The 24,138-nt window shown below is 69.7% G+C and carries 24 protein-coding genes; 11 read left to right on the top strand and 13 right to left on the bottom strand.

Annotation, left to right across the window (positions count from 1 at the left end; all coding sequences use genetic code 11):
- Positions 1–18: 18 nt before the first annotated feature.
- Positions 19–921, bottom strand: coding sequence for an alpha/beta hydrolase (locus H5V45_RS14550; RefSeq protein ID WP_185253588.1), 903 nt, complete (start codon positions 919–921; stop codon positions 19–21).
- A gap of 81 nt (positions 922–1,002) precedes the next feature.
- Here H5V45_RS14550 and H5V45_RS14545 point away from each other — a divergent pair, with 81 nt between their 5' ends.
- Entirely contained in the window at positions 1,003–1,227 is a 225-nt protein-coding gene (locus H5V45_RS14545) for a hypothetical protein (protein WP_185253587.1), read from the top strand.
- 13 nt (positions 1,228–1,240) lie between these two features.
- Here H5V45_RS14545 and H5V45_RS14540 read toward each other — a convergent pair whose 3' ends face one another.
- From H5V45_RS14540 to H5V45_RS14530, 3 genes are all read right to left on the bottom strand, one after another.
- Positions 1,241–3,343, bottom strand: a complete 2,103-nt coding sequence (locus H5V45_RS14540) for a CARDB domain-containing protein (protein WP_246416442.1) — start codon at positions 3,341–3,343, stop codon at positions 1,241–1,243.
- Positions 3,344–3,454: 111 nt separating this feature from the next.
- On the bottom strand, positions 3,455–4,705 hold the full coding sequence (locus H5V45_RS14535; protein WP_343061570.1) for an HNH endonuclease signature motif containing protein: 1,251 nt from the start codon (positions 4,703–4,705) through the stop codon (positions 3,455–3,457).
- Positions 4,706–4,967: 262 nt separating this feature from the next.
- Positions 4,968–5,231 (bottom strand): MerR family transcriptional regulator, encoded by a 264-nt coding sequence (locus H5V45_RS14530; RefSeq protein ID WP_185253585.1) that lies wholly within the window; start codon positions 5,229–5,231, stop codon positions 4,968–4,970.
- Positions 5,232–5,304: 73 nt separating this feature from the next.
- Here H5V45_RS14530 and H5V45_RS14525 point away from each other — a divergent pair, with 73 nt between their 5' ends.
- Complete coding sequence (locus H5V45_RS14525) at positions 5,305–5,733, top strand: Hsp20/alpha crystallin family protein (protein ID WP_281385838.1); 429 nt, start codon at positions 5,305–5,307, stop codon at positions 5,731–5,733.
- Between the two features lie 236 nt (positions 5,734–5,969).
- Here the strand turns inward: H5V45_RS14525 and H5V45_RS14520 are convergent, their stop codons facing one another.
- On the bottom strand, positions 5,970–6,830 hold the full coding sequence (locus H5V45_RS14520) for an N-acetylmuramoyl-L-alanine amidase (protein WP_343061569.1): 861 nt from the start codon (positions 6,828–6,830) through the stop codon (positions 5,970–5,972).
- Complete coding sequence (gene galE / locus H5V45_RS14515) at positions 6,827–7,831, bottom strand: UDP-glucose 4-epimerase GalE (protein ID WP_185253584.1); 1,005 nt, start codon at positions 7,829–7,831, stop codon at positions 6,827–6,829. The genes H5V45_RS14520 and galE overlap by 4 nt, the downstream gene beginning before the upstream one ends.
- Before the next feature lie 165 nt (positions 7,832–7,996).
- Between galE and H5V45_RS14510 the strand changes: the two genes are divergently transcribed.
- The 4 genes from H5V45_RS14510 (at position 7,997) to H5V45_RS14495 (ending at position 11,884) form a co-directional block, all read left to right on the top strand.
- Positions 7,997–8,230 carry a hypothetical protein gene (locus H5V45_RS14510; protein ID WP_185253583.1) on the top strand — a complete coding sequence of 78 codons (234 nt, stop codon included), beginning with the start codon at positions 7,997–7,999 and terminating at the stop codon, positions 8,228–8,230.
- Positions 8,231–8,492: 262 nt separating this feature from the next.
- A complete protein-coding gene (locus H5V45_RS14505) occupies positions 8,493–9,920 on the top strand; it encodes an exopolysaccharide biosynthesis polyprenyl glycosylphosphotransferase (protein WP_185253582.1) in 1,428 nt (475 codons plus the stop codon).
- 25 nt (positions 9,921–9,945) lie between these two features.
- The gene (gmd, locus tag H5V45_RS14500) at positions 9,946–10,926 is read left to right on the top strand and encodes a GDP-mannose 4,6-dehydratase (protein ID WP_185253581.1); all 981 of its coding nucleotides are present in this window, start codon (positions 9,946–9,948) and stop codon (positions 10,924–10,926) included.
- A gap of 4 nt (positions 10,927–10,930) precedes the next feature.
- On the top strand, positions 10,931–11,884 hold the full coding sequence (locus tag H5V45_RS14495) for a GDP-mannose 4,6-dehydratase (protein WP_185253580.1): 954 nt from the start codon (positions 10,931–10,933) through the stop codon (positions 11,882–11,884).
- A gap of 6 nt (positions 11,885–11,890) precedes the next feature.
- On the opposite strand, the gene rfbA is transcribed toward H5V45_RS14495, so the two are convergent.
- Complete coding sequence (gene rfbA / locus H5V45_RS14490) at positions 11,891–12,754, bottom strand: glucose-1-phosphate thymidylyltransferase RfbA (RefSeq protein ID WP_185253579.1); 864 nt, start codon at positions 12,752–12,754, stop codon at positions 11,891–11,893.
- 97 nt (positions 12,755–12,851) lie between these two features.
- Here rfbA and rfbB point away from each other — a divergent pair, with 97 nt between their 5' ends.
- On the top strand, positions 12,852–13,850 hold the full coding sequence (gene rfbB / locus H5V45_RS14485; RefSeq protein ID WP_185253578.1) for a dTDP-glucose 4,6-dehydratase: 999 nt from the start codon (positions 12,852–12,854) through the stop codon (positions 13,848–13,850).
- Between the two features lies 1 nt (position 13,851).
- Positions 13,852–15,240 carry a sugar nucleotide-binding protein gene (locus H5V45_RS14480; RefSeq protein ID WP_343061568.1) on the top strand — a complete coding sequence of 463 codons (1,389 nt, stop codon included), beginning with the start codon at positions 13,852–13,854 and terminating at the stop codon, positions 15,238–15,240.
- Here the strand turns inward: H5V45_RS14480 and H5V45_RS14475 are convergent.
- From H5V45_RS14475 to H5V45_RS14455, 5 genes are all read right to left on the bottom strand, one after another.
- The gene (locus H5V45_RS14475; RefSeq protein WP_185253576.1) at positions 15,213–15,575 is read right to left on the bottom strand and encodes a phosphomannose isomerase type II C-terminal cupin domain; all 363 of its coding nucleotides are present in this window, start codon (positions 15,573–15,575) and stop codon (positions 15,213–15,215) included. The two genes, H5V45_RS14480 and H5V45_RS14475, sit on opposite strands and share 28 nt — an antisense overlap.
- Before the next feature lie 89 nt (positions 15,576–15,664).
- Entirely contained in the window at positions 15,665–15,949 is a 285-nt protein-coding gene (locus H5V45_RS14470; protein ID WP_221634018.1) for a DUF2516 family protein, read from the bottom strand.
- A gap of 223 nt (positions 15,950–16,172) precedes the next feature.
- On the bottom strand, positions 16,173–16,793 hold the full coding sequence (locus tag H5V45_RS14465) for a hypothetical protein (RefSeq protein WP_185253575.1): 621 nt from the start codon (positions 16,791–16,793) through the stop codon (positions 16,173–16,175).
- Positions 16,794–16,823: 30 nt separating this feature from the next.
- Positions 16,824–17,204 carry a helix-turn-helix domain-containing protein gene (locus H5V45_RS14460; protein ID WP_185253574.1) on the bottom strand — a complete coding sequence of 127 codons (381 nt, stop codon included), beginning with the start codon at positions 17,202–17,204 and terminating at the stop codon, positions 16,824–16,826.
- 265 nt (positions 17,205–17,469) lie between these two features.
- Positions 17,470–18,444, bottom strand: a complete 975-nt coding sequence (locus tag H5V45_RS14455; protein ID WP_185253573.1) for an asparaginase — start codon at positions 18,442–18,444, stop codon at positions 17,470–17,472.
- 40 nt (positions 18,445–18,484) lie between these two features.
- Between H5V45_RS14455 and cysC the strand changes: the two genes are divergently transcribed.
- From cysC to manA, 3 genes are all read left to right on the top strand, one after another.
- The gene (gene cysC / locus H5V45_RS14450; protein ID WP_343061567.1) at positions 18,485–20,386 is read left to right on the top strand and encodes an adenylyl-sulfate kinase; all 1,902 of its coding nucleotides are present in this window, start codon (positions 18,485–18,487) and stop codon (positions 20,384–20,386) included.
- Positions 20,383–21,384 carry a sulfite exporter TauE/SafE family protein gene (locus tag H5V45_RS14445; RefSeq protein WP_185253571.1) on the top strand — a complete coding sequence of 334 codons (1,002 nt, stop codon included), beginning with the start codon at positions 20,383–20,385 and terminating at the stop codon, positions 21,382–21,384. The genes cysC and H5V45_RS14445 overlap by 4 nt, the downstream gene beginning before the upstream one ends.
- Before the next feature lie 118 nt (positions 21,385–21,502).
- Positions 21,503–22,693 (top strand): mannose-6-phosphate isomerase, class I, encoded by a 1,191-nt coding sequence (manA, locus tag H5V45_RS14440; protein ID WP_185253570.1) that lies wholly within the window; start codon positions 21,503–21,505, stop codon positions 22,691–22,693.
- A gap of 45 nt (positions 22,694–22,738) precedes the next feature.
- Here manA and H5V45_RS14435 read toward each other — a convergent pair whose 3' ends face one another.
- On the bottom strand, positions 22,739–24,052 hold the full coding sequence (locus H5V45_RS14435; RefSeq protein WP_185253569.1) for a nucleotide sugar dehydrogenase: 1,314 nt from the start codon (positions 24,050–24,052) through the stop codon (positions 22,739–22,741).
- Between the last annotated feature and the right edge of the window lie 86 nt (positions 24,053–24,138).

The following is a 24,138-nucleotide window of genomic DNA, read 5'->3' as shown; positions in this document are numbered from 1 at the left end:
CCAGGCGCTCCGGTCGGCTCAGTCCCGCAGCAGCTTGCGGGTCCGGGCGACCAGGTCGTCGACGGCGGTCGCGGCCGCGGGGCTGAAGGCGCCCATGTCGAGGAAGCCGTGGATCATCCCGTCGTACCGCACGACGTCGACCTCGACGCCGGCGGCGGCGAGCTTGGCGGCGTACGCCTCTCCCTCGTCGCGCAGCGGGTCCAGCTCGGCCGTGACCACGAGCGCGGGCGCGAGGCCCTCGGCCGAGCCGAGCTGCGGCGAGAGGCGCGTGTCCGCGACGTCGAGGTCCTGGCCGCCGGCGTAGTGGCCGAAGAACCACTCCATCGTCGCCTGCTCGAGGAAGTAGCCGGTCGCGTTCTCGACCCGCGACGCGTGCTCGCCGAACGGGTCGACGGCCGGGTAGATCAGCACCTGCGCCGACACCAGCTCCGGCAGCTCCTGCGCGCACACGGCCGACAGGTTGCCGCCGGCGCTGTCGCCGCCCACGGCGACCCGGTCCACGCCGAGCTCGGCGACCGCCCACCGCACGGCGGCCAGCGCGTCCTCGATGCCGGCGGGGAACGGGTGCTCCGGCGCCAGCCGGTAGTCCACCGACAGCACCACGACCTCCGCGTCGCGGCAGATCCGCCGGCACGCCTGGTCGTGCGTGTCGAGGTCGCCGATCACGAAGCCGCCGCCGTGGAAGAACACGAGGACGGGTACGCCGTCCGCCTGCTCCGGCCGGTACAGCCGACCCGGCCGCTCCCCCACCGTCACGTCCTCGACCGACCCGACCGGGACGACGTCCTCCGGCTTCACCATCCCGACGCTCATCGCGCGGTACCCCTGGCGCGCCGCCTCGGGCGTCCCCTCGTGCATGGGCGGGTAGCCCGCGGCCTTGATGAAGTCGAGCATGTCCTGGAGCTGCGGGTCGATGGGCATGCCGGAGAACCTAGCCGCACCCACCACAGCCACCCCTTCGGTCGAGCCACGCGGCCCGGACCGGTGGCACAGTGGGGCGGCATGAGCGACTCCGAGGCTGCGGCCACGACCGACGACCAGACCCAGGGGCAGGGCGAGCACCAGGCCGGCGGCGAGTTCGCCGACCCGAACGCCACGGTCACCTGCACCACCTGCCTGGCCGAGATCAAGCCGGACAACATCGGCAAGCACTTCAACTGGCACGTCGACGTGGGCGACCACACCGACGACGCACAGCGCGAGGGAGACGTCCCGCCCGAGGACTGAGCGCCCGAGCGGCTCAGGAGGCCGGCTGCGGGGTGTGCACGACGCTCAGCGTCACCGCGGCCGTGTCGACCTCGTGCAGGAAGGCCTGGTTGTCCCAGGTCCGCTGGAACACGTCGTCGTACAGCGTCGCGCCGCTCTGGGCAGCCGGTTCGATCGGGATCTTGACGGCCGCGTCGCCGTAGACGCTCCCGCCGTGGGTGAACGCCGCCTGGGCGTAGCCCTGGAGGCCCGGGAACGTCGAGTCGCCCGATCCGCTGCCGCACTGGGTGTAGTACCAGTGGTAGTTCTCCACCGCATCGGCGAACGTCAGTCTCAGGCTCCCCGGCTGCACGAGAGGTCGCTGGGCACCGGGCGGCACCTCGTAGGCGTTGATGTCGACGAACAGGAGGCCACGCACCGTGCCGTCGACCGTGGAGGTCATGTCGGTCTGCTTCACGTAGACCGGGCAGTCGGGCGGTCCCTCGTAGTCCTTCCACACGTTGGAGTACGACTCCCCGGCGGAGTCGTAGCTCAGGGGTGCGGTGGCCGAGCTCGTGACGACCCCGATGTCGAGCGCCGTCTGCTTGGTCGCCCAGTGGCCCTCCACGTCCTCCGAGAAGGTGCCGACCTGGTGCGCCGGGTAGTGGTAGCTGTGGTGGACGTCCAGGGCGACCGTGGCCGTGAAGTGCCCGCAGGCCAGGGCCTTGTTGTAGGCCTCGCCGGCGTCCGGCCCGTCACCCAGTACGGCAGCCAACCGGGCGATGCCGAGCAGGGTCATGATGTCGCTGAGGTGGTGGTCGACGGCGCACCGGGCCCACGCCTTGCTGATGGCGTTCTCCATGATCTTCGGCAGCATGGCGGTGATCAGGTCACCCCGCGCGCCCGGGTCCCCGCCCCGGAGCATGGTCGATCTCTCCCAACGCAGGGCGTCCTGCAGTGCGGTGTTGGCCATCGTGTCGTCGGTCAGCGCCGCGTTGAGCTCCGGGACGACCTGGTGGTCGAAGTAGTCGTCGTACAACGCCTGGACGTCCTGCACGACGACCGGGTCGGCGCTGTGCCCCGCCATCTGGCTCAGCCGCTCGGTGCGCAGGAGGTCGGCCGCCTTCGCTTGCAGCTGTTCGAGGACGCGCGCAGGGGGATGGTCGCGGAGGTACTGACGCGCGGCGTCGCTCGCCTCCAGCACGCTCGGGGACGAGAAGTGCGAGACGGACAGCACCACGGTTCCGGCATTCGGGCTCCCGCCCTGGCTGGGCGGCAGGATCGGCGACATCGACAGGTCGGTCCCGCCGGAGTTCCACACCGCACCGGTCTGGCTCGCGAGGTTCGCCGAGGTCAGGGCCGGTCCCGTGATGGTCAGGGTCCCGGGGTTCACCAGCTGCAGGCCCTCCGGCTCCAACCGCACGCCGGCGAGCATCGAGGACCCTGCGGGTAGTCCCGCGACCGACGAGAGCACCGTCATCGTGACGTCCTCGCCGCCCTGGAGCGCCGCCCCCGCGTTCTCGGCGCCGAGGTCGCCCGGCAGGTGCAGGTGGTAGGTCGTGGCGAAGCTCGCGTCGTAGCCGTACAGGTCGAGCCCGGTGGCCGGGTTGTAGGTCCCGCTGACCACCGACGACGACCCGGTGTCGTCCGTGGTCGTCACCGGTGGGGCGGGGTCCGGCGTCTGGGGGAAGATGCCGACCGACCGGACGGTCAGCTTCGCGGAGGACGTCCGACAGTTGTTCTGCTCCTTCGACTCCGTGACCTGCTTCTGGGCGTCGGCACAGGCGATCAACCAGTACGCACGCGCAGCGGTCGCGGCCGGAACGATGAGCTTCCTCGAGCCGGCGTCGCGCACACCCGCGGACAAGCGACCCGGCTTGCGAGAACCGAGCAGTCGGTCCCCGGACGACTTCCGCTTGTCGGCGGACAGGAAGTACGCCGTGGCGCTGGACCCCGCCGCTGCGGCGCCGACGTTCTTCGTCGTGTCGTGGACGGTCACGGCGTGACCCGCGAGGACTGACCCGGGGCTCGCGCTGAGCGCTCGCACGACGAGGTCCGGACGGCCGGCTGCCTGCGCCGGACCGGGTGGTGTGACGGACAGCGTGGCGGCCACCAGTGCAGCGACCACCCCCAGGACCGTGCGACGAGATCGCTCCATGATCTTCCCCGACCGAGGGCGGATGATGCCGTCCAGCATGCGCGCAGGCTGAACTCAGGGACATGGTCAATCCGGACTAGATCGCTCTCGCTCGTCGGCAGGTGGATCGACCTACGTCCGCCGGGTGAAGGCGACCTTCCCGCCGGGCAGCTTGGCCATCTCGTAGGCCGGGTCGTGGGCTCTCGCGTGATGTCGGGGGCAGAGGAGTCTGCCGTCTTTGAGGTCGGTGTTGCCGCCGTGACTCCAGAACGGGTCGTGGTGGGCGTGGCACATGCTGGGTGGCCAGTCGCAGCCATCGGCGGTGCAGCCGCCTTGTTCGATGCCGAGGGCGAGGTGTTGGGCCTTGGAGAAGTAGCGGCGAGTCCGGCCGAGGTCGAGGACCTCGGACTTCCCGCCGAGGACCGCAGGGATGATCCCCGCCTCGCAGGCGAGCCGTCGGGCCTGGCTCGCGGTGATCTTGTCGCCGGTGTCCAACGTGGCGGCCTTCTCGGCTCCGAGCAGGATCTCCAGGGGCATCGTGATGACCACCGTCGCGTTCACGCCACCCGCGTTGGGGAGCCGGTCGGCCGGGTAGCGCTCGATGAGCTCGCACAACGCCGCACCCATGCGCTCGGGGCTGGGCTTGCGCTCGACTCCGGGTCCGTGGACGGCGGTCTGATGCTTCGGGGCCGCGATCCCTTGGAGGATCTTCTTGAGCATGGCGCCTTGGGCGGCGGGGATGGTGAACCTACCGTGGCAGGACCCGTGCCCGTCCTCGCTCATCGTGAGGCGCATCTTCTGCCGGGCCCTGCGCTCCTCCTCTTCCAACCGGCGGCGCTCCTCGTCCTCGCCGGCAGCGGGGTCGATGACGTCGAGGAGACCTCGGCCGAGGCGGCGCAGGTCGATCGCGTCGTGGTCGGCGGCGAGGTCGACCAAATGCTTCTCCGCCAGCACCCGGGTCTCGGGGTCGACATCCTCAGGAAGGTCGTCCAGCGCCCGCACGATGACCTGGGCCTGCTCGGTCAAAAGCGCCCCGGACGAAACCGCCTGGCGAACGAGGTGCCAGCGGCCGAGGGCCTCGGCGAGGTGGATCTTCGCCGCAGTGCTCCGGTGGGTCTGGGAGGTCTGGGTCGCCCACCACGCCTGCATCGACGTGGCCCCGACGGACGAGCCGACCTCGACAGAAGATGCGTGGACGGCGACGCGGGCCTCGAGCTCGGTGATGCGCGAGATGAGCCGGGTGAGCCCGACGAGTGCGGCGGCGGCCTCGTCATCCGACATCGACCACACCGGTGCATCGAGAACGTTGTCGACCTGCTCGTCCATGGCTGCGACGGCACGCGCGATCGCGTGCTGGGGAGCCGTGGTCTGGGAGCTGGTCACGGGGAAAGTCAATCAGGGACCACCGACAATCCAAGGGCCAGAATGAGCCTGATCCACACTCCGAAAGTAAAATATCAGGACAAATGTTCGAACGGTGACCACGGCGGGAGAGTGGCACCAACGGAGAGTGTGAAAGCAGCCGCAAGGGGTAGTAGCCCCGGCACCCACGGCGACCACATATCCAATAAATCCCCTACAACGGAGCTACGTCCAGGCGGGCACAGGCCGGACCACTGACGGCCTCGACCAGCGCCACGTCCGCTCAGTCCGGGACCCGCCCACCCAGCCGGCGAACCTCGTCCTCGAGCACCAGCACGCGGTGGATCCCTGCGAGGTTGAGCCCGTCCGCCAGCAGCTCGCCGATCCGACGCAGCCGCTCCAGGTCGTCCTCGCTGTAGAGGCGGGTGCCCCCCGGCGTACGCGCCGGCTCGAGCAGGCCGCGCCGCTCGTAGACCCGCAGGTTCTGGATCTCCATCGACACCAGGTCGGCCGCGACGGAGATCGCGAAGACCCCTCTTGACGTCATGACGTCGACGGTATATCAAATGTGTGCCAGCGGATATAGATCCGTGGACATCGACCCTGAAGGAGGACTTGTGATGTTGCTGCGAAACACCGACCCGTTCCGTGACCTCGACCGACTCACCCAGCAGATGCTCGGCACCACGAACCGCCCCGCGGTGATGCCGATGGATGCCTGGCGCGAGGGTGACCGCTTCGTGATCGAGTTCGACCTGCCGGGCGTGGCCCGGGAGAGCATCGACCTCGACGTCGAGCGCAACGTGCTGACGGTCCGCGCCGAGCGCGTCGCCCGCAACGGCGACTGGGAGATGCTCGCCTCCGAGCGGCCGCGCGGCGTGTTCAGCCGCCAGCTCGTGCTCGGCGACAACCTCGACCTCGACCGCATCGAGGCGGCGTACGACGGGGGCGTGCTGCGCCTGGTCGTCCCCGTCGCCGAGCGGGCCAAGCCGCGCAAGATCGAGGTCGGCGTCGGGTCGCCGTCCGAGCGCACGGCGATCGACGCCTGACCCACATCGCCGGCCCGCACCCTCCCGAGGTCCAGACCGCCGCTTTCTGCTCGTGACGATCACGCATCGGTCACGTTGGTCCTGGCAGCCAGTCTCCTCCCACTTCACCGGGCCAGGACCGGCGAACGGACGCCTGGGGGGCGGCGGTCGGTCCTGAGACCGTCGAGTCCTCGGGGACTCGGCGGTCGGGTGGTTTCGAGACGGTCGCTGCGCGATCTCCTCGGCCACCGCCGGATCTACGGCAGGAACCGCACCACACCGTCGGCGAGGGCCTCGGCGTAGGTCGTCCGCCCGCGGGCGGACGTCATCCGCTGGGCATCGCGGGCGTTGCGCATGTTGCCCAGCTCGACCATGACGGTCGGGACGTCGGAGAGGTTCAGCGTGCCGAGGTCCGAGCGGAAGTCGAGGCCGTCGCCACCGGCGACGTAGTTGGCAACCGGCAGACCCGCCGCCCGCAGTGCCGCGCGCGAGCGGACCGCGAGCCGCTTCGAGGCGCGGTAGATGTCGTGCGTCCACGGCCGCCGGTCGGTCGGGGCGATGACGTGGAAGCCGCGGGCACCGGCGGTGTACGAGCCGTCGGCGTGGATGCTGATCTTGAGGTCGGCAGGAGCGGCGTTGCCGGCGCGGCCGCGGACGTCCACGCACGGCCCCCAGCGATCCTGGCGGTGGCTGTGCCGGGTCATCACGACGCGCGCCCCGAGCTCGACGAGCCGGGCCTTCAGCAGGCGCGAGACCCGCCAGGCGAAGGTCGCCTCCGGGAAGCCGCCGTTCGTGGCCGTCCCGGTCGTGTTGCACGGCTTGCGGAAGCCACCGGCCGGCACCAAGCGGTTGATCTTGCGCGGGTAGCGGTGGTTGCCCAGCTGGTGACCGGGATCCACCACGATCGTCCGGCCGGCCAGCGGCGCGTCCACCCGGGCACCGGTGGCACCGACGTCACCGGCTCCGCCGGCGGGACCAGCCGGACCGGCCACGAGCGTCACGTGCGCCGGCACCAGCCCCTCCGAGCGACCGCCGTACGACGCCCACCCGGCCTCGGCGACGAGCCCGACGGCCAGCAGCACCAGGGTGAGCAGCCCGGCGGTCGAACGGCGGGTCACTCGTAGCCCAGGATCTCCTGGCGCTTCTCGCCCCAGGCGAGCGCCGAGAAGATGGCGTCGTCGAGCGACAGCTCCGTGCGCCAGTCGAGCAGCTCGGCCGCGCGGTCGGCGTTCGCGAACGCCCCGACGGCGTCACCCGGCCGCGGCGGGCCCTCGCTGACCGGCACCTCGGAGCCGAAGACGCGCTCGAACGACGCCACGAGCTCGCGCACGGTCACGCCGTCGCCCGCACCGACGTTGATGATCACGCTCGGCTCGCCGACCGCCTCGAGCACCTCGTCGAACTTCTCGACGGCCCGCACGTGCGCCTTCGCCAGGTCCCAGACGTGGATGTAGTCACGGATGCCCGTGCCGTCCCGCGTCGGGTGCTCCGTGCCGGTGATCGTGAAGGAGTCCTTGAGCCCGCGCGCGGCCATCACGAGCTGGCCGATGACGTGCGACGGTTCCTTGGCGTAGATGCCCGACTCGAGGTCCGGGTCGGAGCCGATCGGGTTGAAGTAGCGCAGGATGATCGCGCGCAGCCCGGTCGCCGCGGACATGTCGATCAGGATCTGCTCCATCATCCGCTTGGTGCGGGCGTAGGGCGAGGTCGGCTCGAGCGGGTCGGACTCGACGACCTCGAAGTCGTCCTTGGTCGCGTAGAGCGAGGCCGAGGAGGAGAAGAGCACCCGCGACTTGCCGAGCTTCTCGAGCTCGTCGAACATCTCCAGCGACTTCGCGACGTTGTTGGCGTAGTAGAGGTACGGCTCCTCGACGGACTCCGGCACCACGATCCGCGCGGCCATGTGGATCGTCGCGTCCAGGTCGGGGTGCTCCTCGACGATCCGGCGCAGCAGTGCCCGGTCCGCGATGTCACCTGAGTAGAAGATCCGGTCCTTCACGAAGACCCTCGGGCCGACGTCCAGCGAGTCGAGGACGACCGGCGTGTGCCCGGCCTCCTCGAGAGCCTTCGAGGTGACCGAGCCGAGGTAGCCGGCGCCGCCGGTGACGAGAACCTTCATGCCGACCACCCTAGAGGTTCGGCCGCGCCACCCGCCGTACGACGTGGGCGGCTGCGCCGCGCCCGGAGCCGCTCCGACGACGACGTCCCACACCCGAGGTGTGAACGACTTCACAGTGGGGTACGAGGACCTCGTCGAACCGGGTCGGGCTCTGGAGGGAGCGCCATGGCATTCAGGATGTTGCGCCTGCATCGGAGCCCTGCTCCTGCTCCACGCCGCGACGGCAGCTCGTCCGTGCGGCCGCCCGGGGTCATCCCCACCCCCTTCCTCGCCATGCACCTGACCACCGGGTTCGAGGACTGGTGCGACGCCCAGGGCCTGCACCCCGAGGCGCACGGCGTGTGGGAGGCCTACGAGGCCGCGCTGACCCGCACGCTCCCGGAGTCCGGCGTCGCCTGAGCAGTCGCGGTTTGTCCCGGTGGAGACTGCAGCCGGGACAATGAGCGCGGGCGACCGCACCCCGAGGGGTGGTTCTCGCCCCCGGGCGTAACGAGTCTCCGAGATCTGGCGTTAACACCTCCGAAGCGGATTAGGCTGCTGGCGCCGTCAGGCTGGGAACAGCTCGACGGTCGGCAGACAGGGCCGGGGGGCCCTGGGACGACGAACACCGCTCCGTGGGGGATCGACGATGACGCTCGTGGCAACGCAGAAGGATGGTCGGGTGACCGCACGAGCGAGTCGCGCGCTGTCCTACCTGCCGCTCAGCGCGCTGATCATCGACTTGGGCCTGATCATCGGTGTGGGCTCCCTCGCATCCCTCGGCCGTCAGCGGCTCGGCGTCTTTGAATCTTCGGTCCGCGTGGCTGACACGCTCGGAATAGCCGGGCCACTGATGATGCTCGGCTGGCTGCTCGCGATCGCCGCGCTGGGCGGCTACCGCGACAACGTCTTCGGCGCGGGGACCGACGAGTACAAGCGGGTCGTCCAGGCCAGCATGATCGCCGCGGGCCTCACCGGGGTCGGCTGCTACCTCGCGAAGTTCCCCCTGTCCCGTGGCTTCTTCCTGCTCGCCTTCGTTCTCGGCGTCCCCGCCCTCGTGCTCGGTCGCCTGCTCCTGCGCCGGGCCATCCACAGCGCCCGCCGACGCGGCGCGCTGCTCCAGCGCGTGCTCATCGCCGGCTCCCGATCCCACGTCGACGAGGTCGCCAGCGTGCTGCGTCGCGAGCCGTGGCTGGGCTACCACGTCATCGGCGCCCTCACGCCGGCCTGGGACCTCAGCGAGGAGACCAAGTCCGGCATTCCTGTGCTCGGCAACGCCGACGAGGCGGGCGACATCGTCCACGACTCGGGCGCGGACGTGATCTTCTTCGCCGGTGGCGCGCTCGGCTCGGCGGGCCAGATGCGCAAGGTGGTCTGGGACCTCGAGGCGCACGACGTCCAGGTGATCGTGGCCCCGAGCGTCACCGACATCTCGAGCGACCGGATCCGGGTTCGCCCCGTGGGCGGCCTCCCCCTCATGCACATCGACCCGCCGACGGCGATCGACGCTTCCCGCTGGGGCAAGCGCCTCTTCGACCTCGTCGGCTCGGCCTGCCTGATCGTCGCCTTCGTGCCGCTCTACCTCGTCGCCATGATCCAGATCAAGCGCTTCGACGGCGGCCCGCTGCTCTTCCGCCAGGTCCGTGTCGGCCGCGACGGCGAGGAGTTCTTCTGCCTCAAGTTCCGCACGATGGTGACCAACGCCGAGGAGGTGCTGGCGAAGCTGCATGCAGAGCAGGGGTACGACGGCGAGGGCCTCTTCAAGATGAAGGACGACCCGCGCATCACCCGGCCGGGCACCTGGCTGCGGCGCTTCTCCGTCGACGAGCTGCCGCAGCTGTTCAACGTCTTCCGCGGCGACATGAGCCTGGTCGGCCCCCGCCCCCCGCTGCCCCGCGAGGTGGCGACCTACGACCTCGATGCCCAACGCCGGCTCCGCGTGCGGCCCGGCATGACCGGCCTGTGGCAGGTCTCAGGGCGCTCGGACCTGTCGTGGGCCGAGGCGATCCGCCTCGATCTCTACTACGTCGACAACTGGTCGATGCTGCAGGACCTCTCGATCCTCGGCAAGACCTTCGGCGCCGTCTTCAGCTCTCGCGGCGCCTACTGACCGAGCCGTCGGGCACAATCCGTCCATGCCCACCGCGCTCATCACCGGGATCACCGGCCAGGACGGTCTCTACCTCGCCGAGCTGCTGCTCGCCAAGGGGTACGACGTCCATGGCGTGATCCGCGGCCAGAACAACCCGAAGCGCGAGCTGGTCGAGGACCTGCTGCCCGACGTCCGCCTCCACCACGGCGACCTCACCGACATGTCGAGCTTGATCCGAGCCCTCCGGGACTCGGGTCCCGACGAGGTCTACAACCTGGGCGCGGTTTCGTTCGTGGCCTACTCCTGGGAGAACGCTCCCCTGACGACCGATGTCACCGGCAAGGGCGTGCTGAACCTGCTGGAGGCGATCCGGCTGCACACCGGCGACCGCCCCGAGCACGTGCGCTTCTACCAGGCGTCGAGCTCGGAGATGTTCGGCAAGGTGCAGGAGTCGCCGCAGCACGAGCGGACCCTGCTGTGGCCGCGGTCGCCGTACGGCGTGAGCAAGGTCTTCGGGCACCACATGACGATCAACTACCGCGAGTCCTACGGGATGCACGCGTCGTCCGGGATCCTGTTCAACCACGAGTCACCTCGCCGCGGGCCCGAGTTCGTGACCCGCAAGATCAGCCAGGCGGTCGCCCGCATCAAGCTCGGCCTGCAGGACGAGCTCGTGCTCGGCAACCTCGACGCGGAGCGCGACTGGGGCTTCGCCGGCGACTACGTCGAGGCCATGTGGCTGATGTTGCAGCAGCCGCACGGTGACGACTACGTGATCGCGACCGGAGAGACCCACTCGATCCGGCACTTCCTCGACGCCGCCTTCCACCACGTCGGGATCGAGGACTGGTCGCGCTACGTGCGCCAGGACGAACGCTTCATGCGCCCGGCCGAGGTGGACCGGTTGATCGGCGACGCCAGCAAGGCGCGCGAGGTGCTCGGCTGGAAGCCGCGCGTCTCCTTCCCCGAGCTCGTCGCCCTGATGGTCGAGGCCGACCTCGAGGCGACCCAGAACGGTTGGTGATCCGGTGACCGCGGCGACCCGGGCCTTCGTCACCGGGATCGGTGGGCAGGACGGCAGCTACCTCGCCGAGCGGCTGCTCGACGAAGGCGTCGAGGTGCACGCGCTCGCGCACGCGGCCGAGCCGCTCCCCCGAGCCCCAGGTGTCGTGCTCCACCGTGGGGACCTCACGCACGTGCACGAGGTCCGGGCGCTGCTCCTCGACGTCGCCCCCGACGAGATCTACAACCTCGCGGCCGTCAGCTCGGTCGCCCGGTCGTGGTCGGAGCCCGAGCTCACCGCCCAGGTGAACGGCGCTGCCGCGGTCGCGCTGCTGGAGTCGGCCCTCCAGTTGCAGGAGAAGACCGGCAAGTCGGTCCGCTTCGTGCAGGCGTCCAGCGCCGAGATCTTCGGCGAGCCGGCCAGCTCGCCGCAGGACGAGTCCACCCCGATCCGCCCGGTCAACCCGTACGGCGCCGCCAAGGCCTACGCGCACCTGATGGTCGACGTCTACCGCCACCGCGATCTGCACGCTGTTGGAGCCATTCTCTACAACCACGAGTCCCCGCGCCGGCCCGCGGGCTTCGTCACCCGGAAGATCACGTCCACGGTGGCGGCGATCGTGCAAGGACGAGCCGCGAGCCTGACCCTGGGCAACCTCGACGCCCGGCGCGACTGGGGTTGGGCGCCCGACTACGTCGATGCCCTGGTCCGCGCGGCTCGGGCCGAGCATGCCCACGACTACGTCGTGGCGACCGGAGTGGGTCACTCCGTGCGCGAGTTCGTGGACGCGGCCTTCCGGCGAGTGGGCATCACGGACTGGGGAAGCCTCGTCACGACCGACCCGGAGTTCGTGCGCCCCGTGGACCCGACCGACCTGACCGGGGACGCGACGCGAGCCCGCGAGCTTCTGGGGTGGGCGCCCACCGTCGGCTTCGACGAGCTGGTCGGGCGGATGGTGGACGCCGACCTCGACCGCTGAGCCGCCTCAGTCGTCCAGCAGACCCAGCAGGTAGGTCCCGTAGCCGCTCTTGACCAAGGTCTGCGCCTGGCTCCGCAGCTCGTCGTCGGTGATGAAACCCTTGCGCCAGGCGACCTCCTCGGGCGCCCCGATCTTGGTGCCCTGCCGGCTCTCGATCGTGCGCACGAAGTTGCTGGCGTCGTTCATGTCGTCGAAGGTCCCGGTGTCCAGCCAGGCCGAGCCGCGCGGCAGCACCTCGACGCGCAGCCGCCCCTCGTCGAGGTAGGTCCTGTTGAGGTCGGTGATCTCGAGCTCTCCGCGTGCCGACGGCTCCAGCGTCTTGGCTCGCCCGACGACGTCGTTGCCGTAGAAGTAGAGCCCCGGGACGGCGTAGCTGCTCCGTGGCTCACTCGGCTTCTCCTCCAGCGAAAGCGCCCTGAAGTCGTCGTCGAACTCGACGACGCCGTACGCCGTGGGGTCGGCCACGCGGTAGCCGAACACGGCCGCCCCGTCGATGTCGTGGAAGCGGCCGAGCTGCTCGCCGAGGCCGGCGCCGTAGAAGATGTTGTCCCCGAGGACGAGCCCGACCGGGTCCGAGCCGATGTGCTCCTCCCCGATGACGAAGGCCTGGGCCAACCCGTCCGGGCTCGGCTGCACCGCGTAGGAGATCGAAAGGCCGAAGGACGAGCCGTCACCGAGCAGCCGCTGGAACTGCTCGGCCTCGTGCGGGGTCGTGATCACGAGGATGTCCCGGATCCCGGCCAGCATCAGCGTGGAGAGGGGGTAGTAGATCATCGGCTTGTCGTAGATCGGCACCAGCTGCTTGCTGATGCCGCGCGTGATCGGGTGCAGGCGTGAGCCCGTCCCGCCGGCCAGAATGATTCCCCGCATGGCGCCATCCTAGGGATCCACGTCTCTGGTCGGTCCTGTTCGCTCGCCGTTACCGTCCCGCAACGCGGCGAGGTCGCTTGCACCTAGGATTCCGGGCATGGATCGTCTTCTCGTCACCGGTGGCGCCGGCTTCATCGGCTCCAACTTCGTGCACCACGCGCTGGCCCACACCGAGGCGAACGTCACGGTCCTCGACAAGCTGACGTACGCCGCCTCCGAGGCGTCCCTCGAGGGCCTCCCGTCGGACCGGGTCTCCCTCGTGGTCGGGGACGTCGCCGACGATACGCTCGTGGACCGCTTGGTGGCCGAGCACGACGCGGTCGTGCACTTCGCGGCCGAGTCACACAACGACAACTCGCTGGACGACCCGTCCCCCTTCATCCGGACCAACCTGCTGGGCACCTTCGCCCTGCTCGAGGCCGTCCGCAAGAGTGGGGTGCGCTTCCACCACGTCTCCACGGACGAGGTCTACGGCGACCTCGACCTCGACGACCCGAAGCGCTTCACCGAGGACACCCCCTACAACCCGAGCAGCCCCTACTCCGCCTCGAAGGCCGGGTCCGACCACCTGGTCCGCGCGTGGGTGCGCTCCTTCGGGGTCCAGGCGACCATCTCCAACTGCTCCAACAACTACGGGCCCTGGCAGCACGTCGAGAAGTTCATCCCGCGCCAGATCACCAACGTGGCGCGCGGCGATCGGCCCAAGGTCTACGGCGACGGCATGAACGTGCGCGACTGGATCCACACCGAGGACCACTCGTCGGCGGTGCTCGCCATCCTGCAGCGCGGGACGATCGGCGAGACCTACCTCGTCGGCGCCGACGGCGAGCGAAGCAACCTCGAGGTCGTCCGCGCGATCCTGCGTCACTTCGGCCGCAACGAGGACGACATCGAGTTCGTCCGCGACCGCGCGGGCCACGACCGTCGCTATGCCATCGAGTCCGGCAAGCTCCGTTCAGAGCTCGGCTGGCAGCCGCGCTACGAGGACTTCGACGCCGGCCTCGCGGCCACCATCGAGTGGTACCTCGCTCATGAGGACTGGTGGGCCGGCGTCAAGGCGGCCACCGAGGCCACCTACGCCGCGAAGGGCCAGTGACGTGGCGCTGAGCGTCGAGGCGACCACCATCCCCGACCTCCTGGTCGTCCGGCTGCCCGTCCACGAGGACAACCGCGGCTGGTTCAAGGAGAACTGGCAGCGCGAGAAGATGCTCGTGCTCGGACTCCCCGACTTCCAGCCCGTTCAGAACAACGTCTCCTTCAACGCCCGCCGCGGCGCGACCCGCGGCATCCACACCGAGCCGTGGGACAAGTTCGTGAGCGTCAGCTCCGGCCGGGTGTTCGCCGCCTGGGTCGACATGCGGGAGGGCGACACGTTCGGCGCGACCTTCAGCATCGAGATCGACCCGAGCGTCGCCGTGTTCGTTCCGCGCGGTGTCGGCAACTCCTACCAGGCGCTCGAGGACGGGACCGTCTACAGCTACCTCGTCAACGAGCACTGGCGCGCCGGCGAGTCCTATCCCGCTCTCCACCTGGCCGACGAGACCGTGGCGCTCGCGTGGCCGATCCCCTTGGACCAGGCAGACCTCTCCGAGAAGGACCTCGCGAACCCTCGGCTCGGCGACGTCACCCCGATGCCGCGTCGGCGCACCCTCATCACCGGAGCAGGCGGACAGCTCGGCCGCGCCCTCGCCGAGGCCTTCCCGCAGGCGCACGCCGTGACCCGCGCCGAGCTGGACCTGACCGACACCGAGGCCCTGCAGGCGTGGCCGTGGCACGAGTACGACGTGGTCCTCAACGCCGCCGCCTACACCGCCGTCGACCTCGCGGAGTCGGCAGAGGGTCGCCGCGACGCGTGGGCCGCGAACGCCGTCGGCCCGACGGTGCTGGCCCGGTTGGCCCGTGAGCACCGGGTCACCCTCGTGCACTACTCGACCGACTACGTCTTCGACGGCACCGTCGAGGAGCACGCCGAGGACGAGCCGCTGTCGCCGCTCGGGTCCTACGGCCAGAGCAAGGCGGCCGGCGACCTGGCCACGACCACGGCTCCCCGGCACTACCTGCTTCGCACGTCCTGGGTCGTCGGCGACGGGAAGAACTTCGTCCGCACGATGGCCGACCTCGCGGCCCGCGGCATCAGCCCGTCGGTCGTGTCCGACCAGCTCGGTCGCCTCACCTTCACCGAGGAGCTGGCGCGCGCGACGCGGCACCTGCTGACCTCAGCCGCGGCGTACGGCACCTACCACGTGTCGAACGGCGGCGACGTCACCTCGTGGGCCGACGTCGCCCGGGTCGTCTTCGAGCTGTCCGGTCGCGACCCGTCGGACGTCACGCCCATCACCGCGGCGGAGTACGCCGTCGGCAAGGAGCTGGCCCCCCGCCCGACGCACAGCGCACTGGACCTCACGCGGCTCCGCGCCACGGGCTATGAGCCGGCGGACGCACGGGAGAGCCTTGCCTCCTACGTCGCGGCGCTGCAGCGACCGTAGTCGTCGTCGAGTCGGCAGATGTCGTCCTCACCGGTGTACTCACCACGCTGGATCTCGACGATCACGAGAGCCTCGTCCTCGTGGTTCATGATCCGGTGGGCCTCACCGAGCGCGACCTCGACACAGTCTCCGGGGCCCGCGATCGACTGGATCCCCTCGACGACGCACGTGGCCTTGCCTGCGACGACCACCCAGTGCTCCGAGCGGTGGCGGTGTGTCTGGTAGGAGAGCCGCGAGTGCGGCTTCACCTCGATGCGCTTGACCTTGAACCCAGGTCCCTCGTCGAGGACGTGCCAGGATCCCCACGGCCGCTCTTCGGACAGGCTCGACTCCATGTTTACCCCCCCAGGTAGCGACGGAATTCTTCCGTCGACCTTCAGGGTAGGCAGCCTCGGCTTCCGCCCTCAGACGAAGCGTCGGATCGCTAGCGCCGGCGTAGACCACTCAGGGCCGGGCGCACGTCGGCAAGGTAGACGAGCGCCGCGATGGTGAACGCGAGACCGATGAGCAGCAGCGGCAGAGGAACGATCTCCAGGACCACCCCGATGCCGAGGATCGCTCCCCACGTTGCCTTGGTGAGCTTGCCGGCCGCGACGTAGGACTCCGACGAGAAGCTCAGGCAGCTCACGAGCGCGAAGATCTTGATGCCGATCAGCAGGAGCTGGAGCGCCAGCATGACGTAGTTCTCGACCGCGAAGACATCCAGCACGGTCACAGCCTACGGGTCCCGCCTCCGGCAATTCAGGAGGTCGCACAACGACCGCAACCCGGTGGTTGAGGAGGTCGCCCAGCGACCGCCAGCACGGTGGTTGAGGAGGTAGCGCAACGACCGTCTCGAAACCACCGAGACGCGACAAGACCCCGGGAGCTCATACCTCCCGGGGCCTCGTCAGATGTCAGAACAGCGCGAGCTGTCCCTCATCGGGTGCTCTTCAGTCGCCGATCTTCTGGGCGGCGTCCGCGACGGCGGCGGTCGCGTTGGACGCGGTCGTCTTCGCAGCGGTGGTGGTGGCCTTGGCGCTGCTCGGCGCGGAGGACTTCTTGGCCGTGGTCGAGACCTTCTTGGCGGTCGACTTGGCACCGCTGGTGGCGGTCTTCGTCGTCGCGCGAGCGGTCGACTTGGCGCCGGCCGAGGTCTTCTTCGCAGCCGTCTTCGTGGTCTTCTTCGCCTGCGTGTTGGTCGTCTTCGCCTTGGCGGAGGTCGTCTTGGCGGACTTCACGGTCGCCTTGGTCGACTCCTGCTTGCGGATGCGGGTCACGAGGACCTCACCGCGCTTCGCGAGGTCGGCGTAGGTGCCGGCAACGGTCTCGACACCCTCGGTGACGAGCGTCTGGGCCTCGGCCTGGAGCTCGGCCACGCGGGCCTCGATGGTCTCGCGCAGGGCGACGGGCTGGAAGTCGATGCTCGTGACGGTCTTCTGCACGTCGACGAAGCGCTTCTGGACGTCGGCGACGTAGTCGCGGACGGCCTCGACGGCGAGGTCGGTGATGCCGACGCCGACGTAGAGCGGGCGGGCGGCTTCAATCTTGATGTCGAACTTGGTGGTGGCCATGTCGATCTCCTTCGGTAGGGGTTCTGGGGTTCAGCTGTCGTCGGCAGCGGGCTGAGCCGCGTTGAGTGCCAGGAACGACGAGTAGACGTCCATGAGCGACTGCTTCTGCCGCTCGGTGAGGCCGGTGTCGTTGAGGACTGCCAGCTCCACCGATCCGCCGACGCCGTCATCCGGGCTGACGATGCCCGCCCGGATGTAGAGCTGCTCCGCAGAGATCCGAAGTGCTTTGGCGATCTGCTGCAGGACGTCGGCCGAGGGCTTGCGCAGACCACGTTCGATCTGGCTGAGGTACGGGTTCGACACACCGGCCTGCTCAGCGAGCTGACGGAGCGACAGCCGCGAGGCGACGCGCTGCTCCTTCAGGTACTCGCCGAGGGACTCGACGGTCTTGCCGACCTTTCCCTTGGACATGCCTCTACCTTGCTAACTCCAGCTAGCAAATGCAAACTGAGAGGGCGTGCGTCGGGTCACACTCAGCGTGAAAACCCAGAAAAACAAGGAGATTCTCAGCAAGCAGCCCTGCTAGCAGCCGCCTCTCGACGGTCGAACACGCCACACAGCGACCGCCCTCGTCGGTCGAGCAGGCCGCACCGCAAGCGCCACTCGCCGGTCGAACAGGCCGCACCGCAAGAGCCACTCGTTGGTCGAGTAGGTCGCGCAGCGACCGTATCGAGACCTAGAAGCAGGCCCGGATCTCCCCGACCGGCACCCCACCACCGAGCAGCTCGAGCACCCCGGTCTTGTTCACGGCTGCCCCGTCGACCCCGTCCTCGTCGGGCACGCCGGCCCGCCGCAGCGCCTCGGCCATCAGCACCGGACGCACCCGGGGGGCACCGTCGTCGACCTTCAGCGCCCAGGCGCGCCCGTCCGGCAGCGCCACGGCGTAGCAGGACTCAGCGCCCGCCTTGCCGATGGCCCCGGGGATGGCCGTGAGCAGCGCCAGCTCGTCGCGCGTGGTCCCGGAGACGTACGCCGGGAACGCGCGAATCGCCTCGGCCACGCGGACCGAACGCTCGTCGACCTCGTTGTGGCCGTCCAGGCCCAGCGCCAAGCGACGAAACGCGCGCGCCAGACCGGTCAGCGAGGTCGAGAGGAGCGGCGCTCCGCACCCGTCGATGGCGACGTACGCCGGCTCGCCCGTCATCTCCTCGAAGGTCGCACGGATCCCCTGCTGCAGCGGGTGCTCGGGGTCGCGGTAGGTCGCGGTGTCCCAGCCGTTGACGACGCAGGTCGCCAGCATCGCGGAGTGCTTGCCGGAGCAGTTCATCAGGATCGAGGTCCGCTCCCCGCCCTCCCGGATCAGGGCGTCGCGCGCCGCGTCGTCGAGCGGGAAGTCGAGCGGCGTCTGCAGCGCGGACTCGTCGAGGCCGACCGACGCGAGGATGCGACGGGCTCCCTCCACGTGGAAGGACTCACCCGAGTGCGAGGCGCAGGCGAGCGCGAGCAGGTCCGGAGGCAGGTCCAGACCCAGTCGCACCATGCCCAGCGCCTGGACGGGCTTGTTGGACGAGCGCGGCAGCACCGGCTCGTCCACGGCCCCCACGCCCCACGCCACCGACCCGTCGGCCTCGAGCGCCACCAAGGAGCCGTAGTGGTGCCCCTCGACGAATCCGGAACGGACGATCTCGGCCACGACCACGGGAGAAGACATGGCGGCAGGCTATCGAGGCCGACCTGAGAGGATGACCCCCGTGTCGACCCCCTCCGTGCCCCAGCACTGCCCGAGCCCGCGCGAGCTCGACGACCTCGAGCTCCTGGCCAGCGGCGCGCTGGCGCCGACGACGGCCTTCGACGAGCCGGGCAGCCCGGTCACCCTCACGCTTCCGGACGCCGTGGCGGAGGCCGCGGCGAGCGCCGGCGCCGTCGAGCTCGTCGACCCCGAGGGCCTCCCCCTGGCACGCGTCACCGTCCCAGGCGGACACGTCGAGCCGCTGACCCACGCGCAGTACGGCCCCTTCCGCCGGCTCTACCTCACCCCCACGCAGGTTCGCGAGCAGTACGCCGGCCGCACGTTCGTCCCGGTCGCCGACGCGGTCACCGCCCCCCAGCTGGAGTCGCTCGCGGCAGCGGGTCCGCTCGCCCTGCTGGCACTGGTGGGCCACGGCACCCCGACCCTCTCCCCCGTCGCCCTGATCCGGGCGACCCTCGCCGCCGCGAGCCACCTGCCGGACGCCGTCGTCGTCGCCGTGCCGCTCGCCTCGCACGACGACGCCGACGCCGACCACGCACTCGGGGTCCAGGTCGTCGCCACCTACGCCGGCCCCGACCCCGTCCTCGCTCTCACGTCCCCATCGGTGGTTGAGGAGGTTGCGCAGCAACCGTCTCGAAACCACTACCGCAGCGACATCCAGGCGATCGTCGATGCCGACCAGCCGGCACCGTCTGACCAGGGCCTGGTGCTCTTCTTCACCGGCCTCTCCGGGAGCGGCAAGTCCACGCTCGCCCGGGCACTGATGGACAAGCTGCTCGAGCAGGGTGGCCGATCGGTCACCAGCCTCGACGGCGACGTCGTGCGGCGGAACCTGTCGGCCGGCCTCACCTTCTCCAAGGAGGACCGGGAGACCAACATCCGCCGTATCGGCTGGGTCGCCGCCGAGATCTCCCGCCACGGCGGCGTCGCCGTGGTCAGCCCGATCGCCCCGTTTGACGAGACCCGCCAGCAGGTCCGTGCCATGGTCGACGAGGCCGGCGGCGCCTTCTTCCTCGTCCACGTCGCCACCCCGCTCGAGGAGTGCGAGCGACGCGACCGCAAGGGTCTCTACGCCAAGGCCCGCCGTGGCGAGATCCCCGAGTTCACCGGCATCTCCTCGCCCTACGAGGAGCCCGAGGACGCCGACGTTCGCGTCGACACGACCGGCCGCACCATCGAGGACGCCCTGGACGACGTCCTCGAAGCCCTGCGCGACGAGGGCTACCTCGACCTCACCTCATCCACCCCGGTGGTTGAGGAGGGCGCGCTAGCGCCCGTCTCGAAACCACCCGTGGATGCCCACTCGGTGGTTGAGGAAGGCGCGCTAGCGCCTGTCTCGAAACCACCCGTGGACGACGAACCCCTCAACGTCCTCTTCGTCTGCACCGCGAACATCTGCCGCTCCCCGTTCATGCAGCTGGTGGCGACTCAGATGGCCGGTCCCGACAGCAACGTGGCGTTCAGCAGCGCCGGGACACACGGCTTCCGGGCGCACGCCATGGACGCGACGGTCGCGGGCACCCTGCCGACGTACGACGTCGCGGATGCCAGCGACTTCCTCAGCCGCCCGCTCACCGCCGAGATGGTCGCGCGGGCCGACGTCGTGCTGACCGCCGAGGCCTCGCACCGCACCTTCATCCTCGACGACCACCCGGGCGACTTCCGCAAGGTGTTCACGCTCGGCCAGTTCGCCGAGGCAGTGTCCGCCGCCGACGACGGGCTGAGCGGTCGTGCGCTCCTCGACGCCGTCGCCCAGCGTCGTGGCAGCGGCGATCCGTCCCTGGACGTCCCCGACCCCTACCGCCAGGGGACCGGCGTCGCCGAGCAGGTGGCGAGCCACATCGCCTCGCTGCTGCGCGTCGTGGTGCCTGCACTCACCGGATCGAGGAAGATCGCCTCATGAACGACCTCATCACCACCACCTTCTTCTCGATCGTTGCGGCCGGCTTCTTCGTCGGCATCGTGGTCGGTCTCACCGGCATGGGTGGTGGCGCCCTGATGACACCGGCGCTGATCTTCCTGGGCGTCGGCGACGCCTCGACGGTCGTCACCGCCGACCTCACGGCGGCCGCGATCTACAAGACCGGAGGGGCGATCACCCACGCCAAGGAGGGGTCACCCAACTTCAAGCTCGCGAAGTGGCTGATCATCGGCTCGGTGCCGATGGCCCTGCTCGGACCCTGGCTGATCCGCGAGGTCGCCGGCTCCGAGCCGGCATCCGTCGACACGCTGCTCAAGGAGTGCATCGGCTTCGCTCTCCTGCTGGCAGCCGCGACGTACGCCCTGCGGCTGTACGTCAACCTGCGTCGCGTCCGCGGCGGAGTCGGCGACGCCGACCCCGACCCGTTCATCCGCCCGCTCGCGACGTTGGCCGTCGGCGCCCTCGGCGGGCTCCTCGTCGGCATCACGAGCGTGGGCTCCGGCTCGGTCATCATGATCGCGCTGCTGATGCTCTACCCCGGCCTCTCGGCCGTGAAGCTCGTCGGCACCGACCTCGTCCAGGCCGTCCCGCTGGTCATGGCTGCGGCCATCTCCAACATCGTGATCAACGGTCTCGACTGGTCGATCCTGATCCCGCTGGTCATCGGCTCGGTGCCCGGCACGATCCTCGGCAGCAAGATCGCGCCCAAGGTCCCGCAGTCCTTCATCCGCCGCGGCATCGTGGTCGTGCTGACCATGTCGGGCGTGGCCCTGCTCGACAAGGCCGGCTGGGCGCCCCTCGGCGCCGGCGACGACGAGACCCACCCGATCCTGATCGCCGTCATCGGCCTCGTCATGATCGTGGTCGTGCCGCTCATCTGGGGCCTGCTGCGCAAGGAGCAGGGCCTGCCCATGTTCGGTGCACCCACCGTCGCCGAGCTCGAAGGCGAGAAGCGACGTCGGCAGATCGACGCCGGCTGAGTTCTGCCCCCACTGAGCAGCGCAGGTCGGTGTCCAGGAGTACCTGGCTGGCGAGTGACGGCGGTCCCGACCCCGACGACCTCGACACCCTCCAAACCCGACTGCCTACGCTGACGCCATGTACCGACTGCGCAACGGCGTCCAGAACTACGCCTGGGGCTCTCCCGACGCCATCCCGCGCTTCCTCGGCGAGCGCCCCGCAGGGACCGCCGTGGCGGAGGTGTGGATCGGGACCCACCCCCTACAGCCGTCGACCGCTGTCAGCAGCGACGGCTCGTCGAAGCCGCTGTCCGACATCACCGGCGACCTGCCGTTCATGCTGAAGCTGCTGGCCGCCGACCAGCCGCTCTCCCTGCAGGTGCACCCGAGCAAGTCGCAGGCCGAGGACGGCTTCGCCGAGGAGGAGCGGGCAGGCATTCCGCTCGACGCTCCGCACCGCGTCTACAAGGACGCCAACCACAAGCCGGAGATGGTCTACGCGCTGTCGACGTTCGACAGTCTCATCGGCTTCCGACCCACCGTGGAGATCCTCCGGGTGCTCGCGCCGCTGGGCACGCCCCTGACCCAGCGGCTGGTCGAGGACCTGCGCGCCGATCCCGGATTCGCCGGCATCGTCCGTCGCGTCGAGTGGCTCCTGGCACAGCACGTCACGGCGGCCGAGGTCGGAGAGGTCGTCGGGGCCTGTCGGGCGATCGCCAACCTGGGCATGGACATCAAGCGGGCCTACGCAACGGCGGTCGAGATCGCCGCCTACTACCCCGACGACATCGGCGTGATTCTGTCCCTCATGCTGAACCGGATGACCCTGCAGCCGGGCGAGGCCGCCTTTCTGGGGGCCGGCATCATCCACTCGCACCTGAAGGGTCTGTGCCTGGAGGTCATGGCATCATCGGACAACGTGCTGCGTGCGGGGCTCACCACCAAGCACATCGACGCCTTGGGGGTGGTCAACTGTCTCGGCGAGACCGGCATGGCACGGATCGCACGAGTCAGCCCGGAGTTCGTGCTGGCCGATACCGAGGTCTTCAGCCCCGCTGACGTCGAGTTCGCGCTCGCCATCACCCAGGTCTCGCACGCGGATCCCGACGGTGTGTCGGTCGTCGACGCGAAGCGGTCGCTCCTGATCTGCACGGGTGGTGACGTCGAGGTCCGCTGCGCCAGCGGGGAGCGGGTGCCGCTCGGTCGGGGCGACTCGTTGTTCCTCGGCCCCGACGACCGCGGATGCGCCATCGTGGGGCTCGGCGAGGTTGCCCAGGCTTTCGAGCCCACGGCCCGCGCCCTGCACTCCCGCCTGGTCGACGTGGTCTGACCTCGCCGATCAACCACGAGTTGGCGTGAGGGGCGACAAGCTGATTCAGGGGCGACCGAGGGCTCGGTAGGTCCACCCGGCGTCGCGCCACACCGCAGGCTCGAGGCAGTTGCGCCCGTCGATGATCCGCGGGCTGGCCACCTGACCGCGCAGGGCCACGGGATCGAGTGCCACGTATTCACTCCACTCCGTGAGCAGGAGGACGACCTCCGCGCCCCGGACGGCATCGTCGACGCTGGCGGCGAAACTGAGCTCGGGCCACTTCTTGGCAGCGTTGTCGATCGCCTCGGGGTCCGTGACGGTCACCTGCGCGCCCTGCAGCTGCATCTGAGCGGCCACGCTCAGAGCGGGCGAGTCGCGAACATCGTCGCTATTGGGCTTGAAGGCGGCACCGAGGACGGCAACGCGCCGGCCGACGATCGACCCGCCGCACACTTCACGAGCCAGGTCGACCATCCGTACCCGTCGACGCATGTTGATCGAGTCGACCTCGCGCAGGAAGGTAAGCGCCTGGTCAACCCCCAGTTCCCCGGCTCGGGCCATGAAGGCACGGATGTCCTTGGGCAGGCAGCCACCACCAAACCCGACGCCAGCATTGAGGAACCTGCGCCCGATCCGGTTGTCGTGACCGATCGCGTCTGCGAGCAGGGTGACGTCTGCGCCCGTCGCCTCACACAGCTCGGCCATCGCGTTGATGAAGGAGATCTTCGTGGCCAGGAACGAGTTCGCAGCGACCTTGACCAGTTGAGCCGTCGCCAGGTCGGCCACGATCTTGGGGGTCCCGCTGGCGAGGGCAACGGCGTAGACCTCGTCCAACTGGCCTGCGGCCGCTCGCCCCGCCTCAGTGTCCGCGTGCCCGTAGACGAATCGGTCCGGCCGCAGGGTGTCCTCAACTGCGAAGCCTTCGCGAAGGAATTCGGGGTTCCAGATCAGCTCCACGTCCGGGTGGACCTCGGCGATGCGTTCTGCCAGGGACTCCGCTGTACCGACGGGCACAGTGGACTTGCCGACGACGACGTCTCCGGCCTTGAGGATCGGAAGCAACGCATCGATCGCGGAGTGGACGTAGGCCAGGTCGGCGGCGTTCTCGCCCCTCTTCTGCGGCGTTCCCACACAGACGAAGTGCACCGTCGCATCTGCGGCTGACGTGGCGTCGGTGGTGAAGGTCAGCCGACCACTCGCCAGACCTTCGGCCAGGATCTCCGGGAGCCCGGGCTCGAAGAACGGCGCCTCTCCACGAGCGAGCGCGGCAACATGATCTGGAATGACGTCAATGCCGACCACCTCGTGACCGAGCTGCGTCATGCAGGCCGCATGGACCGCGCCGAGGTAACCACAACCGAAGACAGAGATACGCACGCGCCGGAGTCTAGGCGGGTCTGGCGGCTCGAGGGCCGACTTCACCCAATGGTGACGTCCCGTCCTCACCTCGGACATTTGGTCAG

It is taken from the genome of Nocardioides luti, from assembly GCF_014212315.1.
Taxonomy (GTDB): domain Bacteria; phylum Actinomycetota; class Actinomycetes; order Propionibacteriales; family Nocardioidaceae; genus Nocardioides; species Nocardioides luti.
Note: the sequence above shows the minus strand (reverse complement) of the source record. Positions and strands in the feature narration are given on the sequence as shown.

What these genes read in the sequence shown, in the direction of transcription:
- H5V45_RS14550 (WP_185253588.1), bottom strand. Translation starts at nt 921, where the DNA reads ATGCCCATCGACCCGCAGCTCCAGGACATGCTCGACTTCATCAAGGCC.
- H5V45_RS14545 (WP_185253587.1), top strand. Translation starts at nt 1,003, where the DNA reads ATGAGCGACTCCGAGGCTGCGGCCACGACCGACGACCAGACCCAGGGG.
- H5V45_RS14540 (WP_246416442.1), bottom strand. Translation starts at nt 3,343, where the DNA reads ATGGAGCGATCTCGTCGCACGGTCCTGGGGGTGGTCGCTGCACTGGTG.
- H5V45_RS14530 (WP_185253585.1), bottom strand. Translation starts at nt 5,231, where the DNA reads ATGACGTCAAGAGGGGTCTTCGCGATCTCCGTCGCGGCCGACCTGGTG.
- H5V45_RS14525 (WP_281385838.1), top strand. Translation starts at nt 5,305, where the DNA reads ATGTTGCTGCGAAACACCGACCCGTTCCGTGACCTCGACCGACTCACC.
- galE (WP_185253584.1), bottom strand. Translation starts at nt 7,831, where the DNA reads ATGAAGGTTCTCGTCACCGGCGGCGCCGGCTACCTCGGCTCGGTCACC.
- H5V45_RS14510 (WP_185253583.1), top strand. Translation starts at nt 7,997, where the DNA reads ATGGCATTCAGGATGTTGCGCCTGCATCGGAGCCCTGCTCCTGCTCCA.
- gmd (WP_185253581.1), top strand. Translation starts at nt 9,946, where the DNA reads ATGCCCACCGCGCTCATCACCGGGATCACCGGCCAGGACGGTCTCTAC.
- rfbA (WP_185253579.1), bottom strand. Translation starts at nt 12,754, where the DNA reads ATGCGGGGAATCATTCTGGCCGGCGGGACGGGCTCACGCCTGCACCCG.
- rfbB (WP_185253578.1), top strand. Translation starts at nt 12,852, where the DNA reads ATGGATCGTCTTCTCGTCACCGGTGGCGCCGGCTTCATCGGCTCCAAC.
- H5V45_RS14475 (WP_185253576.1), bottom strand. Translation starts at nt 15,575, where the DNA reads ATGGAGTCGAGCCTGTCCGAAGAGCGGCCGTGGGGATCCTGGCACGTC.
- H5V45_RS14465 (WP_185253575.1), bottom strand. Translation starts at nt 16,793, where the DNA reads ATGGCCACCACCAAGTTCGACATCAAGATTGAAGCCGCCCGCCCGCTC.
- H5V45_RS14460 (WP_185253574.1), bottom strand. Translation starts at nt 17,204, where the DNA reads ATGTCCAAGGGAAAGGTCGGCAAGACCGTCGAGTCCCTCGGCGAGTAC.
- H5V45_RS14455 (WP_185253573.1), bottom strand. Translation starts at nt 18,444, where the DNA reads ATGTCTTCTCCCGTGGTCGTGGCCGAGATCGTCCGTTCCGGATTCGTC.
- H5V45_RS14445 (WP_185253571.1), top strand. Translation starts at nt 20,383, where the DNA reads ATGAACGACCTCATCACCACCACCTTCTTCTCGATCGTTGCGGCCGGC.
- manA (WP_185253570.1), top strand. Translation starts at nt 21,503, where the DNA reads ATGTACCGACTGCGCAACGGCGTCCAGAACTACGCCTGGGGCTCTCCC.